General features: G+C 55.7%; 7 protein-coding genes. 1 reads left to right on the forward strand and 6 read right to left on the reverse strand.

Annotated elements, in window-relative coordinates; all coding sequences use genetic code 11:
• The first annotated feature begins 5 nt into the window (after window positions 1-5).
• Window positions 6-2,954 carry a response regulator gene (locus C4N22_RS02705; RefSeq protein WP_112147898.1) on the forward strand — a complete coding sequence of 983 codons (2,949 nt, stop codon included), beginning with the start codon at window positions 6-8 and terminating at the stop codon, window positions 2,952-2,954.
• A 115-nt stretch (window positions 2,955-3,069) separates the two neighbouring features.
• Here the strand turns inward: C4N22_RS02705 and C4N22_RS02710 are convergent, their stop codons facing one another.
• The 6 genes from C4N22_RS02710 to C4N22_RS02735 form a co-directional block, all read right to left on the reverse strand.
• Window positions 3,070-5,649, reverse strand: coding sequence for a response regulator (locus tag C4N22_RS02710; protein WP_112147899.1), 2,580 nt, complete (start codon window positions 5,647-5,649; stop codon window positions 3,070-3,072).
• A complete protein-coding gene (locus C4N22_RS02715; protein ID WP_112147900.1) occupies window positions 5,639-6,466 on the reverse strand; it encodes a substrate-binding periplasmic protein in 828 nt (275 codons plus the stop codon). Before C4N22_RS02715 ends, C4N22_RS02710 begins: the two co-directional genes overlap by 11 nt.
• A gap of 39 nt (window positions 6,467-6,505) precedes the next feature.
• Complete coding sequence (locus C4N22_RS02720; protein WP_242980926.1) at window positions 6,506-8,311, reverse strand: diguanylate cyclase; 1,806 nt, start codon at window positions 8,309-8,311, stop codon at window positions 6,506-6,508.
• Window positions 8,312-8,569: 258 nt separating this feature from the next.
• Entirely contained in the window at window positions 8,570-10,831 is a 2,262-nt protein-coding gene (locus C4N22_RS02725) for a hybrid sensor histidine kinase/response regulator (RefSeq protein WP_112147902.1), read from the reverse strand.
• A gap of 25 nt (window positions 10,832-10,856) precedes the next feature.
• On the reverse strand, window positions 10,857-12,641 hold the full coding sequence (locus C4N22_RS02730) for an ABC transporter substrate-binding protein (RefSeq protein WP_112147903.1): 1,785 nt from the start codon (window positions 12,639-12,641) through the stop codon (window positions 10,857-10,859).
• A 475-nt stretch (window positions 12,642-13,116) separates the two neighbouring features.
• Complete coding sequence (locus tag C4N22_RS02735; protein ID WP_112147904.1) at window positions 13,117-14,598, reverse strand: recombinase family protein; 1,482 nt, start codon at window positions 14,596-14,598, stop codon at window positions 13,117-13,119.
• Between the last annotated feature and the right edge of the window lie 3 nt (window positions 14,599-14,601).

Genomic DNA, 14,601 nt, shown 5'->3' on the forward strand with positions numbered 1-14,601 from the left:
GCAGGATGGCAAACGAAAAGCACGAACCCCAAGGCAGCCGCCATCCCCGGCGGAAAAGGCTTTCTGCCGCTGTTGTCCTCTTTCTGCTGGTCTTGCTGGCAGCAGGTTTCAGCGTCCGATACCTCTCGTTTGCGTCGTGGACCATCTATCAGGAAAGCACCTCGCATCTGGAAGAGGTGCTGCATAAATCCAACAATATGCTGAAAGAGATGGTGCGCAAAAACCTGACCTATCTGCATCTGTACAACGGCTTTCTGGAAAGCACCTCGGATGAGGACGAAATTCAGGCGTATATCGAGGCAGCGCAGCAGAATACCGGATTTGCCGACTTTTACTTTCTTACCTACGACGGCAACTACATGACCGTGACCGGGGAGACCGGCTATCTTGGCTTGCAGACCAATCTGGACGAAAAGCTCGCTCACGATGAGGATGTCGTCGTGAACACGGCGCTGCCCGGCAAGCCCCAGATGCTTGCGTTCATCTGTCCCGAAACGCAGGGCAGCTACCGGGGCTTTGCCTACGACGCCATTGCCATCTCTTATTATAATGACGCGGTGCTTCGATTGCTGGACAACTCTGCCTTTGAGGGCAATGCCAGCAACTATGTCATCTACCCGGACGGGCGGGTGGTGATCGACAATTCCGTAAACCGTAAGGAAGTGATTTACAACTTCCTTGCGACGCTGCGCGACCATTCCGACCTCTCCGAGGAACAGATCCTTGCCCTTTCGGATGCCTTTGCGCAGGGCAGCAGCGGAAACTTGAAGGTAAAACTGGGCGACACCAGTTATTATCTGGTCTACGAGGGCACGGCGGTCCAGAACTGGACGTTGGTGGGGCTTGTCCCGGTCAGCATCGTCAACGCCAGTCTGGATCAACTGTGGTTCTATACGGTGCAGATCGTGGCGGGCATCGTCCTTGGCTTTGCGGTGCTGATCATCCTGTTGATCGCGCGCAGAAGCCATATCACCCTGCGCCGGAAGGACACCGAGATCCGGTACCGGGACGTGCTGTTCCAAAAACTCTCGCTGAACGTGGACGACGTGTTCCTGATGCTGGATGCCGAAACCTCCAAGGCGGATTACGTCAGCCCGAACATTGGCCGTCTGCTGGGCATCCCGTGGAGAAACGTCCGGCAGGATGTCCATGCTCTGGTGGCACTGTACCCGAAAGATGACCCGGACCGCGACAAGAATTTTCTGGAGGGGCTTCACCGCGGGGAACAGCGCGAGTGGGACGCGGCGTATCTGCATCAGGAGACCAGAGAGCCGCGCTGGTTCCACATCGTTGCCATGGGCAGCGAGGTAGAGGGCAAAACCAAGTACATCCTTGTCATGTCCGACCGCACCGCTGATAAACAGGTGAACCAGGCGCTTTCGGATGCCGTTGCTGCCGCCGAGACCGCCAACCGCGCCAAGAGCACTTTCCTCTCCAATATGTCCCACGATATCCGCACCCCTATGAACGCCATCATCGGCTTTACCACACTGGCGATCAGCAACCTCGACGATAAAGAACGGGTGAAAGATTATCTGACCAAGACCCTTGCTTCCAGCAATCATCTGCTCTCGCTGATCAACGACGTGCTGGATATGAGCCGCATCGAAAGCGGAAAGATCCATCTGGAAGAAGTGGAAGTCAACCTTTCGGATGTGCTGCATGATTTGAAAACCATCGTCAGCGGGCAGATCCACGCAAAGCAGCTGGAGCTTTATATGGACGCGATGGATGTGACCGACGAGGATGTCTCCTGCGATAAGACCCGGCTGAACCAGATCCTGCTGAATCTGCTGTCCAACGCCATCAAGTTCACCCCGGCGGGCGGCACGGTCTCGGTGCGGGTGCGCCAGCTTGCCGGGCAGGCGCGCGGCTGCGGGCAGTACGAGTTCCGCATCAAGGACAACGGCATCGGCATGAGCCCGGAATTTGCCAAAAGGATCTTTGAGCCGTTTGAGCGGGAGCGCACCTCCACGGTCAGCCGGATCCAGGGCACCGGCCTTGGCATGGCCATTACCAAAAACATCGTGGATATGATGGGCGGCACCATCGAGGTGCAGACAGCGCAGGGCAAGGGCAGCGAGTTTATCGTTCGCGTGCCGCTGCGGGTACAGGCGGAGCACCGCCCGGTGGAAAAGATCACCGAGCTGGAGGGTCTGAAAGCTCTGGTAGTGGACGACGATTTCAACACCTGCGACAGCGTGACAAAGATGCTGGTCAAGGTGGGCATGCGCGCGGAGTGGACCCTTTCCGGCAAGGAAGCGGTGCTGCGCGCGCGGCAGTCCATCGAGATGAGCGATGTCTACCACGCCTATCTCATTGACTGGCGGCTGCCGGATATGAACGGCATTGAGGTCACCCGCCAGATCCGCAGCCTGCACGACGATACGCCCATCATCATCCTGACGGCCTATGACTGGTCCGATATTGAGGTGGAGGCAAAGGCTGCCGGTGTGACCGCTTTCTGTTCCAAACCCATGTTCCTATCCGACCTGCGCGAGACCCTGATGAGTGCCCTCGGCCAGAAGCAGACGGATGCGGCGCAGGAGCTTCTGCCCCAAAAAGATGCCGACTTCAAGGGCAGGCACATCCTGCTGGTGGAGGACAACGAGCTGAACCGCGAGATCGCGCAGGAAATTTTACGGGAGTATGGCTTCCGGGTCGATCCAGCTGAAAACGGTGCCGTAGCGGTGGAAAAAGTAAGCACCGCCGTGCCGGGCAGCTATGATCTGGTGCTGATGGATATTCAGATGCCGGTCATGGATGGCTATACCGCCACCCGGCAGATCCGCGCGCTGGAAAACCCCGCTCTGGCCGGGGTCCCGATCCTTGCCATGACCGCCAACGCGTTCGATGAGGATCGCCGCCGCGCCATGGAAAGCGGCATGAACGGTTTTTTGTCCAAACCCATCGTGATCGGCGACCTGGTGCAGGAGCTGCACAAGATCCTGTGAGCCAAATGCCTGTCAGGTATCAAAAAATAAAGCACCCGCGGCAATTCGCATTCGGAGGTCAAGAACCTCTGCGAAGTTTGCCGCGGGTGCTTTTGCTTTTGTTGGCCGGTAGCCGTCAGGATCTCAGTACCTCTGCAAGGACGTGCAGCAGGTGCGGAATATCCAGCGGCTTTGCAATGTGGCCGTCCATCCCGGCTTTCCATGCATTCTGACGGTCTTCCTCAAAGGCATTTGCCGTCATTGCAAAGATGGGAATGCCTGCCTTTGCAGCGTCCGGCAGAGCACGGATCTGCCGTGTCGCCTCGTAACCGTCCATCTTGGGCATCTGGATGTCCATTAAGATCAGGTCGTACTGCCCGGGGGCCGCCTGCCTCATCTTCTGGACGGCGATCTCACCATCCTCGGCAGTGTCCACCGCAAAGCCTGCTTCTTTCAGGATCTCCTGGGCAAGCTCACGGTTCAGTGCGTTGTCCTCCACCAGCAAAAGCTTCTTTCCCTTGAGATCGGCGGCATTTGGCTGCGATGGTTCGTGGGCAGGCGCCGCACCGAACGGTTCTGCCAGCACCCTGCGCAGTTCGGAAAGGAACAGCGGCTTTTCGCAGAAGGCGGTCACTCCGGCGGCGCGGGCTTCCTCTTCGACATCTGCCCAGTCGTAGGCCGTCAGAATGATGATGGGGCAGCTTTTCCCGATCACCTTGCGGATCTGCCGCACGACCTCGATGCCGTTCATATCGGGGATCAGCCAGTCGATGATGTAGACATTGAATTCGTCGCCCTGCTCCAGGGCGTATCGGGTGCGGATCACCGCCTCCTTGCCGGAGATCGTCCACTCCGGCCGCATCCCGATCTTGGAAAGCATGGTGCTGACGCTCAGGCAGGTGTCGGTATCGTCGTCTGCCACCAGCGCGCGCAGCCCTTCCAGCTGCGGGATCTGCTTGGGCTCCACCTTTTGTCCGCTGAGGGCGAAGCAGAGATCTACGATGAATTCACTGCCCTTGCCCGGTTCGCTCTCAATGGCGATGGTGCCGCCCATCAGGTCCACAATGTTCTTGGTGATGGACATGCCCAGGCCGGTGCCCTGAATGCCGCTGACGGTGGAGTTTTCCTCCCGGCTGAACGCCTCAAAGATGTGCTTCTGGAACTCTTCGCTCATGCCGATGCCGTTGTCTTTGATGCGGAACTCATAGCAGCCACGGCCCTTGGGCGCACCGTTCTTCTGGGCAATGCGAATGCTGATCATCCCGCCTGTGGGAGTGAACTTGATGGCGTTGGACAAAATGTTCAGCAAGATCTGGTTCAGCCGCAGCGGGTCGGTGATGATGTCCTCGTTCTCCACATCCATGGTATCGATGAAAAGCGACAGCCGTTTTGCCGAAACATTGGGTTGAATGATGGAGCGCACATCGTGGACGAGGTCTGGCAAGTGCACCGCTTTTTCTTCGATCTTTACTTTTCCGCTCTCGATGCGGCTCATATCCAGCACATCATTGATGAGGGAAAGCAGATGCTGGCTGGAGGTGGAGATCTTTTTCAGGTAGTCCAGCACCTGTTCCTTATTGTCGATATGGGTCGCAGCCAGCGAGGTGAAGCCAATGATGGCGTTCATGGGGGTGCGGATATCGTGGCTCATATTGAACAGGAACTCCCGCTTGGCACGGTTTGCCGCCCCCTCGTGCTGGAGCGCGATCTCCAGTTTTCGGTTCTGTTCCTCCAGCTGAGCCTGATACTTTTTCTCCTGTTCTTTCTTCTGCCGCTCCATCTCCTGCACGGAGCGTCTGCGCAGCACCCAAAGAATCATTACAAGCAGGATGTAACCGACCAGCGCCATCAAAATCGACGGAAGCGATTCACGGAAGACCGATTTTTCATCCGTATACGCATAGAGATCAAAGGATCTTCCATGGCAGTACATTCCAAAATAGCAGCCGGAGCCGTTCCAATCGTGGGTATGGATCAGCGTTTCGGCGGTCCCGGCTTTGCGGATCCCCTGTACCAGCGAGCTGTCCGCTGCATCCTGCCCGATCAGCTCCGGGCGGTTGGAGGCAATGACCTGATTGTTCTGTACGATGAATAATGTACCGCTGGTTTCTGCCGGGTAGCCGTCCAGCACGCTCTGAATGGATAGAGCCGTTCCCTCCACAAATTCCGCCGGGGTGTACCGGTAGGCAAGCAGGAGCAGCTCTGTGCTTTCTGCCCGGTGCGCCGCAACATCCACGGCAGAGCCATCTTCCAGCAGGACGCGCTTCACATAGGTTTTTCGCGGGTAAGAGAAAACGTCCAGAACAGCGTCATTTTTCAGCCGGTCGCCAAACCGGTCATAGCCGATGCCGTTGGTCGTGGACTCGCACTGGAGCGTGCCATCCGGTCCCAGAACCGAAATGCCGGTGAGCCAGAGCTTTTCTGCCTGCCTGTTCAGGCACTGCGGGTCGGAAAGGTCAAGCGCAGGATTCTCTGCCAGCTGATGGACTGCGACCGCCGCGCGGCGGAGCGCCTTTGCCGTGATGGTATCGTTGTACTTTTCAAAGCTGGTGGACTGGGATTTGACAAACTCAAGGGTCTGGCAAAAGCGTTCCTCTGCTGTGCGCATTGCCCGCCAGCCGGAGAAAAAAACAACACCGGCCATCAAGAGCACGCCGATGATCAGATAGGCTGTCCATATCCTTTTATCCGGGGTGGTTCTGTTTTTACGCGCCAATGGTGTCCACCTCCAGATACTGCGAAGCATGTTCAAGGTATCGGCCAACGATCTGCTCCAGCGTGCCGTCCGCGCGCATCTGCGCAAGAACAGCGTTCAGCTGGCTGTCCAGCCCGCGGGTGTCGTTTTTGGCAAAGGCGATGCCCAGCCCGGTGACCAGCAGCGGTTCCTCCAAAATGCGGAAGTCTACGGCATTGTCTTTCCCATATTGCAGGATGCCTGTCTCGTGGGCGGCGATGCCGTCCACATAGCCGCAGGCCAGCATTGCGTACTGCACACTGCGGTTTTCGATGCTGAGCACCTCCACCGTCTGCGGGACGCGCGGGTCGGAGCCGCTGAGAAAGATCTCCTCCGGCTTGCCGGTGCTCTGCACGGCGATGGTCTTGCCGGCAAGGTCGCTGAGGGATCGGATGCTGCTGTCGGCATCCACCGCAACCACCTGACGGCTCACCATGTAAGGCCCCGCCCAGCGGTATGCTTCTTCGCGTCCATCCATGGAAAAGCAGCCCCAGATGCAGTCGAGGGCGCCGCTTTCCACCAGAGTTGTTTTCTGCTCCCAGTCGATCGTTTCAAACCGGGCAGCATACCCCATGCGGCGGAACGCCTCGGTGGCGATCTCCACGTCGATCCCGGCGGGAATGCCGTCATTGTTCAGATAAATATAGGGCGGATAGGTATCGCTCCCCACAATGATCTGCGGAAGACCGCTCTCCATCGCGTTCGTTCCGCCGCAGGAAGTCAGGCTGCCGACGGCAGCAGATGCCGCCAGCAGCGTGCAGCCGTGCAGAAATGCACGGCGTGAGATTCTGTGTTTCATTTGGGCTTTTTATACTCCTATTTTGATTGCGTCCGCTGCTCAGTTGTACTGCTTTAATTCTTCTTTCAGGTCAGCCTGGATATCCGTCAGGCATTGCAGCAGCAGCGGGTTGAACGCCCCGCACTCGCCGTTCAGGATCATCTGCACGGCTTTTTCGTGGGAGAAGGCTTTTTTGTAGCAGCGTTCACTGGTCAGCGCGTCGTACACATCCGCCAGCGAGACCAGTTGTGCGCTGATGGGAATTTCATCCCCTTTCAGCCCATCCGGGTAGCCGCGCCCATCCCAGCGTTCGTGGTGCCAGCGGGCGATCTCGTAGGCCGTTTGCAGCAGCGGCTGCTCGGCAAACTGATCCAAATCGTGCAGCATCTTGGCTCCCAGCATACTGTGGGTCTGAATGACCTTGAATTCCTCCGGGGTCAGCTTGCCGGGTTTATTGAGGATTTTTTCGTCAATGCCGATTTTTCCGATGTCATGCAGGGCGGAGGCCAGCGGGATCAGATCCTGCTGTTCCGCGGTGATCGAGTAGTTGCTGCTGATCTCCAATAGACGGTGGAGCAGCATTTCTGTGATGATACGGATGTGCCGCACATGGGCACCGCTTTCGCCGTTGCGGAACTCCACGATATGGCTCAGCACATCCACCAGCGTATCCGTATTATTTTCACGGGCGCGGATCTGGTCAGAGACCATCTGCACCAGCCGCCGCTGCTTGGCATACAGCTTGATGGTGTTGGTCACGCGGCGGTACACGATACGAGCATCAAAGGGGCGGTTGACATAATCACTCGCGCCCAGTTCATAGGAGCGCCGGATCGCCGCGTCGGAGTCCTCACTGGAGATCATGATGACCGGGGTATCCTCGATGGTGTGGTTGGCGTTCATCGCCTTGAGCACCTCGAAACCGTCCATGACCGGCATATTGATGTCCAGCAACACCAGCGCGATGTTCCCGGCCTCCGCCTGCATTTTTTCCAGGCATTCTTGTCCGTTTTCTGCTTCAAGAATGCTGTAATCGCCGCCCAGGATCTCCTTTAGCATCATGCGGTTCATTTTAGAGTCATCCACAAGTAAGATCTGCGACTTATTCTGTAAAAGTTTTTCCAGTGCTGCAAGACTCTGCCCCGGAACCTCCACCATGACGGCATTCTTGCGGCACTTTGCCTGATACATCAGCCGGTCTGCCCGGCGCACGATATTTTCCAGAGGGTCGGTGATCGTCTGCATCGTTCCGCCGATGCTCAGCGAGATGCGGAAATGCGAATAGCCGGGTACCGATGTCATCTGCGCGGCCGTGCGGATCTGTTCCAGTTTGGTCTGCAGAAAGTCTCCCGGAATGCCGGGTAACACCAGCAGAAATTCATCCCCGCCGTAGCGGATGAGCAGGTCCGACTCCCGGATGCAGGACTGAATGGCTTTTGCCGCCGTTTTCAGTGCCATATCCCCGGCGTAATGTCCATAGGTGTCGTTGCAGATCTTGAAATCATCCACATCCAGCAGTGCGACACCCGCCGGGCCGACGATACGGGATGCGATATCTTCATAGTAGCGGCGGTTGTATGTGCCAGTCAAGGCATCGTGGTAAAGTTTTGCACGGTAGCTCTCTGTTGTTTCTTGAAGCTTTTCCTCGGCTTCGGCCTGCATCTTTTCCATGCTGGAGCGCTTGAGCTGCCATTGCAGGCGACCGATCAGCAGAATATTCGCAGCGATCCCAAGGCCGGCCACGATGAGCTTTTGAAGATTCAAAGAGGTGTAAAGAAAAAAGCTGTGGTCGGTAGAAAAGAAAAACGCGGTGTATAGGAATGCAATGAGGCCGCTTACGATTCCTGCTGCATAGCCGTGTTTCACGAGCACAGCAGAAAGAACAACAAAAAGCACGATATTGGGATTTGGAATATGAAAATTCCAGACGATCAGGCAGGCACTCAATTGGGCAAGTGCCGATAGCAGCATAGGCCGGATTTTATTTGACTGTTGTTCCATACGCAATACCATTCAATCCTTTGATTTATTCTGATTGCTCTCTCACAAAAAAAGAGCTGGGCCGCAAACGGGCGGCCCTGCTAGGTCGTGGGTGTCGGTCATCTGCGAAACCGCGCGATTCCACTATTTAATTGGGGGGGTAACACGGAAGCGCTTGACGGTCTGTTCCAGTGCTGCAATGTCCACGGGCTTGGAGAGATGTGCATCCATGCCGGCTTCCTTGCTCTTTTGCATATCTTCCAAAAAGGCGTTGGCCGTCATGGCGAGGATGGGGATGACCCGGCCCAGCGGGTTTTCGTCATTGCGGATGCGGCGGGTGGCCTCCAGGCCGTCCATCACCGGCATCTGCACATCCATCAGGATCATGTCATACTCGCCGGGCTTGACATTGGCAAAGGCATCCACGATCTCCTGACCGTTGGGGCAGATGGTGCAGCTTGCGCCTTTTGTTTCCAGCAGCATTTGTAGAATTTCGGCGTTGATGGCGTTATCCTCGGCGCAGAGGAACTTCATGCCGGACAGGGGCGAAGTTTCTTCCGCTTCCTCCGGCAGGGCCTGCACCTGCTGCGCATGGTCTGCCTCGGCGTCAATGGGAAATTCCAGCACCACCTCAAAGCGGGTGCCCTTGCCGGTGGCGCTTTCCACATTGATCGAGCCGCCCATCAGGTCCACGATGCTCTTGGTGATGGCCATGCCAAGGCCGGTGCCCTGCACCTTGTTGGTGCCGGAGCGCTCCTCACGGGTAAAGGGGTCGAAAAGGGTCTTTTGGTAGTCCGCGCTCATGCCGATGCCGTCATCCTGCACCACAAAGCGGTACCGGGCGTAGTGCTCGTTCCGGGGCAGCTCTTCCACCTCCAACTGGATGTGTCCGCCGGTGGGCGTATACTTGACCGCGTTGGAGAGGATGTTCATCAGCACCTGATTCAGACGGTTGGGGTCTGCCAGCACGTTTTCGTGCTGCAGATGGGTGCTTACCGTAAAGGTCTGGCAGCGCTGGCCTGCCTGCTGGCGGATGATGCTGTCCAGCTGGCGGATCTGTTGGGGCAGATTCATCTTTTCCACATTCAGGGTGGTCTTGCCGCTCTCGATGCGGCTCATATCCAGAATATTGTTGATGATGCCCAGCAGCAGCTGGCCGGAGGTTTCCAGCTTGCCCAGATGCTCGGCAAGCTTTTCCGGCTGGTGCAGCTCGTTTTTCATCAGGGTGGTAATGCCGATGATGGCGTTCATGGGGGTGCGGATATCGTGGCTCATGTTGGAAAGGAAGTCCGTCTTGGCTTTGCTGGCACGCTCGGCGGATTGCAGCGCCTCTGCGGCAGCATCCTGCGCCCGCCGCATCTCGTCGTTTGCCTGTGTCAGCTGGATGTTATACTGCTCCAGACGGAGGCTCGTCTCTTTTTCAGCCTGCAGCTCCCGCCGCTGCTTTTCCCGCAGAAAGAACCAGCCAGCAATGACTGCCATGATCGAAAACACCGTCGCAAAGCCTACAATAGTGACCATGACGAGATTGACCAGCTTCTGCGTATTCACGGCCACATATTCTGCCGGAACAAGGAACGCCAGCGTCCACTGGGCGTTTTCCATCTGCTTCAGGGCGTAGAAATACTCGGTCCCGTCCAGCACGGCGTTGGAATAGCAGGAGCCTGTGCGGGCAAGCCGCTCCTTTGCTGCTGCAAAGGAAGAACCGTGCAGATAGGACATCTGGGAGAGCACGGTGTATACGTTGTGCCCTTTCAGCAGCTCGGTATCATTGGCGTTGAACAGCTTGAAACCGTTGTGATCCAACACATAGACGCTGTTGTTATTTTCGTAGGCGTCGCAGCGGAAATAATCGTTCAGCTGGGCCATGCACCGGGAGATGCCGAAGTAGCGCAGGGTGATCTCGCCGATCTCGCTTTGCAGTGTGATGGGGGTGGAGAGCTGTTTCAGGAACACCATCCGGGAATCATCCACGGTCAGCGAGTTGGAAACATAGCTGACCCGCTCCGGTGCGCTTTCCAGATAGTTCATTCCCCGCATCAGCCCCATGCGGCCATGCTCGGTATAATAATGTCCGGCAGAGTCCACGGCAATCAATTCGGTCTGTTTTTCATGGTAATCGGAAAGCTCCGACAGCTTTTTCAGATAGCGGTAGAGATCGGCATCGGTCTCCAGCGGGGTGCAGTATAAATAATTGCATTGTACCTCCACCTCGTCCCAGTGGTTGTCGATCACATCCTCCAGACTGCGGAACATCTGGTGGGTGACCTCTTCCATCTGGCTCAGCCGCTCGTGGTAGACAAGGTTCTGGATGTAGGTCTGGCTCATGACAAAAAGGTTCAGGATCAACACGATGATGCCAAAGCCGAAGCCCACAAACAGCTTTTTATAGATTTTGTTGTTCACATCCAGTATCTCCTGTCCGTTTGATTCAACTCCATGCGGTGTCTGCCCGGCTGATGGTGGTGTAAGCGCCAAAGAAAGTTTTTGCGGCATCCATGCCCACCACGCCGCTGTCTTTCACCGTTGCTTCGGCAGCCAGCTGGTCGCTCACACCGCAGATGGCAACCTGATAAGTCTTGCCCACCTCCGGCTGCACTGGGCTTACCAGCACATAGGGATAGCCCTTGCCGTTGCCGTAGGCATCGTAACCAGAAGCCAGCAGTTCGCTGATCTGCTGCCCGGTCAGGACAACGGTCTGGATGGTGCGGTTCCAGCCGGTGGGCAGGATGACCGAAAGGTCGTAATCCGTAATGCCCTTGGCGTACAGCTTGGCGGCTACGCCGTGGTGGTTCTGTTCGGGCGGGTTGCCGGGGATCCAGGTGCTCAGCGAGACCAGCGCAAGGTCGCTGCCGGTAGCCTGTGCAAAGCAGCGGCCTACCAGCATGGCGCAGTCCTGCTGCGAAAGCTCCTCCGTAACGGTAGTGATGACATCCGGGGTGTTGTTCACCACACGGTCCTGATCCTCGTCCAGCTGACGGATGACATCCTCCATGGTAGCGTTGCCTTTCATGAAATCCAGCATCTTGTTGCCGGTGCTCACAACGGTGTTTTCCCAGCCGGAGTAGATAAAGGGCGCGGTATTCCCTTCATTCAGGGCATCGGCGATGTCGGCATAGTAGGTGCCGTCTGCCTTTGCACCCTTGAAAGGCAACAGGCTGCTTTTCAGTGCCGTTGCAGGCTGCAGAGCGCTGGTGCCTGCAACGGTGGAAAGCACCCGCATCACCTTGAGCGCATCTTCCAGCTTCTGGGGGCTCTGTTTCAGCTTTTTGTTCAGACCATAGAAGCGGTTCACATTCAGCACAAAAACGTTCTGGGTGCCGTCCTCCGAGAGAAACGGCATCAGGCCGAATTGATCGGCGTTGCCGTCTGCCTCCACGATGCCGTTGGTGTTGCCCATCAGAAACAGGGTGTTACCCTCGGCCATTCGCTGCCGGGTCACGTTGTCGTCAAGAGCATCGCCAGAGCCGTTCAGCATCCCGATGTCTTTCCATTTCTGGACGTATGCCATCGCCTGCATCATGCCGGGGGTGTTGCTGACGTTCGCCTTGCCGGACAGATAATCTTTCTGCCACAGTCTGCCGTCCAGTGTGCCAAGGAAATCGGCATCTGCAATGTTGCACAAATACTGGAAACTGGAGCCCGGATACTGGATCTGCGGCAGGCAGAGATCGACCCCGGCTTCCTTGGCTTTTGCAGCCAGCGCTTCCAGTTCAGCGAAAGAATTGGGCAGTTCCCAGCCGTATTTCTTCAGCAGGGTCTTGTTGTAGGTGATGCCGTAGCAGTTGTAGGTCGAGGGCAGCAGGTAGATGGCACCGTTGTCGAACACGTCCTGCAGACGGGACTCCACATAGTTATCCGTAAAATCGTAGCCGGAAAGGTCCAGCAGTTTGTCGGAGACCAGATCGAGCTGGGGGTCGTAGTAGGTCAAGGTGCAAACGTCCGGCAGGTCGCCCGCCGCAAACATATTCTGCAGGCAGGTGGTGGTGTTATCGCCGCTGTAGGGCACGACTTCGATGTTCACTTCCGGGTAAACGCTGTGCACCTGCTCAATAAAGGCTTCTACCTCTTTATAAGGTGCCATAAAGGTGATGGCCTCGTGCGCGTCTTCCGTTTTGCTTTCAGCCTTACTGCCGCCGCAGGCGGTCAGCACTGCCGTGGCAGCCGTAATGCCGCAACCCTGCAAAAACGAGCGGCGGGAGATCTTCTTCATCATACAATAATACCCCTTCCTCACGGTTTCGGAGGCAATCCTGCATGAATCCAATGGGGTGCAGTGCCGCCTTGATTTTGGTGATTCTTACACACCCCACAGGAATCCCCCTGCTCGCAGCCTGTCCGCACTGGATCTTGAGAAAATTCTCCTATAAAAGTAGCGTTACTATTTTAACATTATGTAAAAAGCGTTTCAAGCTAATTGGGGATTTCTTGCAATAATTTGCATGAAAAACAGGGAGGAAATCTGAGCTGTTTGGAGGCGTGTCAGCCCCGGCGCGGCGCAAAACAGAAGAAAATGAATCGAAGCAATCGTAAAGCCGCTCACCATGCAGGAAACCTGCACAGTGAGCGGCTTTTTGCTGCCCTATTTACAAATATGAGGAATGCAAGAAGTCTTTTATTGTGGTCAAAGCCAAATGAGGCCAGCCCGTAAACAAAAAAATCCAACGATTTCTAACGTGAAATCGTTGGATTTATAGTCCAGCAGAACTGGACAAATCCGAACTTTTTTCCTCCGCTGAGTCGGCGGTCAAAGTGTCCTCAAAACGGACGGTTTGGGTGCCATCCTTGTAGTTGAACGTGATCAGCATCCGGTCATCGTACAGGAAAATGGCATTTACAAAAATTTCAATCAGCGCTTTCCGCTGCCTTTTCTGCGAAATATCGAACTTTCTAAATTTCATCAGCCAGAACCGGATGAAATCCTCATTGAAGCTGGGCTTCTTCAACTTTTCATCTGCGATTTTTGCAGTCAGCTCATCCTTTTGGATTTCCAAAGTTTCCAGACGTTCTTTCGTTGTCCGGGTGTACAAACCGTCCTCGATAGCCTTCATCAGGTTGTCCAGCTTTTTGTCGATTTCTCGCAGTTGCTTTTCTAGCAGCGGGATCGTGGTGTTCTCCTGATTCTGGACATCCATGACCAGTTGAACGATCTTGTCGATCACCGCATCGTCCTGAATCAGCTTCATGGTCTCCCGGACGACCAGATCTTCCAGCCATTCCTTCTGCACGGTCTTTTTGTTGCAGCCCTTGCGCCGCTTGACGTTGGCGCATTTATAATAATAGTAGGTGCGTCCGGTGGCACTGGTTCCGCTTTCGCCGAACATCAGCGCACCGCACTTGCCGCAGAACAGCTTGGTGGTCAGTAGATATTCCTCGTCTGCCTTGCCACAGGCAGGGGCACGCTTGTTCTTATCCAGACGCTTCTGCACCCGGTCAAACAGGTCTTTCGGAACAATAACTGGAATCGCTTCCGGCACAACGATATCCCGGAAAGACAATTCACCAATGTACCGGCGGTTCTTCAACATGGTGTTCACGCTACTGTGGGTCATTTTGCCGCCCAGCATATTGCGGACACCCTTGTCGTTGAGAAAGTTTACAATCTCCACCATTTTATCGCCGTTGTCATACCGCTGAAAGGCTTCCAGTACCAACGGAGCGGTCAACGGGTCAAGATGATAGAACTTGTCATCGTCGATTTTATAGCCAATGGTCCCCGTACCGCCAGTGCACTTACCCTTCAAGGCGTTCTCGGTCTGACCACGAATCACCTTTTCGGACAGCTCTGCCGAATAGTATTCTACCATACCTTCCAGAAGGGTTTCCACAAAAATGCCCTGTGAGCCCTCGGCAATGGGTTCCATAACGGAGATCAGATGGACACCGTTCTTTTTCAGGATCATCTTGTAGTTTGCACTATCAAAACGATTCCGTGCAAAGCGGTCAAATTTCCAGACGAGAACAACATCAAACAGCTTCTTGCCGCTGTCTTTGATCATCTGCTGGAATTCCGGGCGGTTGTCTGTTTTGGCAGAGAATGCACGGTCAATGTAGTGCTTGATGACCGTGATGCCGTTCTTTTCCGCATAAGCCGTGCATTCCCGAATCTGGCCTTCGATGGATTCTTCGCGCTGGTTATCCGATGAATAGCAGGCATAGATTACAGCGGTCATAGA

The sequence above is a fragment of the Faecalibacterium prausnitzii genome, assembly GCF_003287495.1.
GTDB lineage: Bacteria > Bacillota > Clostridia > Oscillospirales > Ruminococcaceae > Faecalibacterium > Faecalibacterium prausnitzii_I.

Bases quoted from the DNA above. Each gene is read 5' to 3' on its own strand.
- C4N22_RS02705 (WP_112147898.1), top strand. From the start codon at position 6: ATGGCAAACGAAAAGCACGAACCCCAAGGCAGCCGCCATCCCCGGCGG.
- C4N22_RS02715 (WP_112147900.1), bottom strand. From the start codon at position 6,466: ATGAAACACAGAATCTCACGCCGTGCATTTCTGCACGGCTGCACGCTG.
- C4N22_RS02730 (WP_112147903.1), bottom strand. From the start codon at position 12,641: ATGATGAAGAAGATCTCCCGCCGCTCGTTTTTGCAGGGTTGCGGCATT.
- C4N22_RS02735 (WP_112147904.1), bottom strand. From the start codon at position 14,598: ATGACCGCTGTAATCTATGCCTGCTATTCATCGGATAACCAGCGCGAA.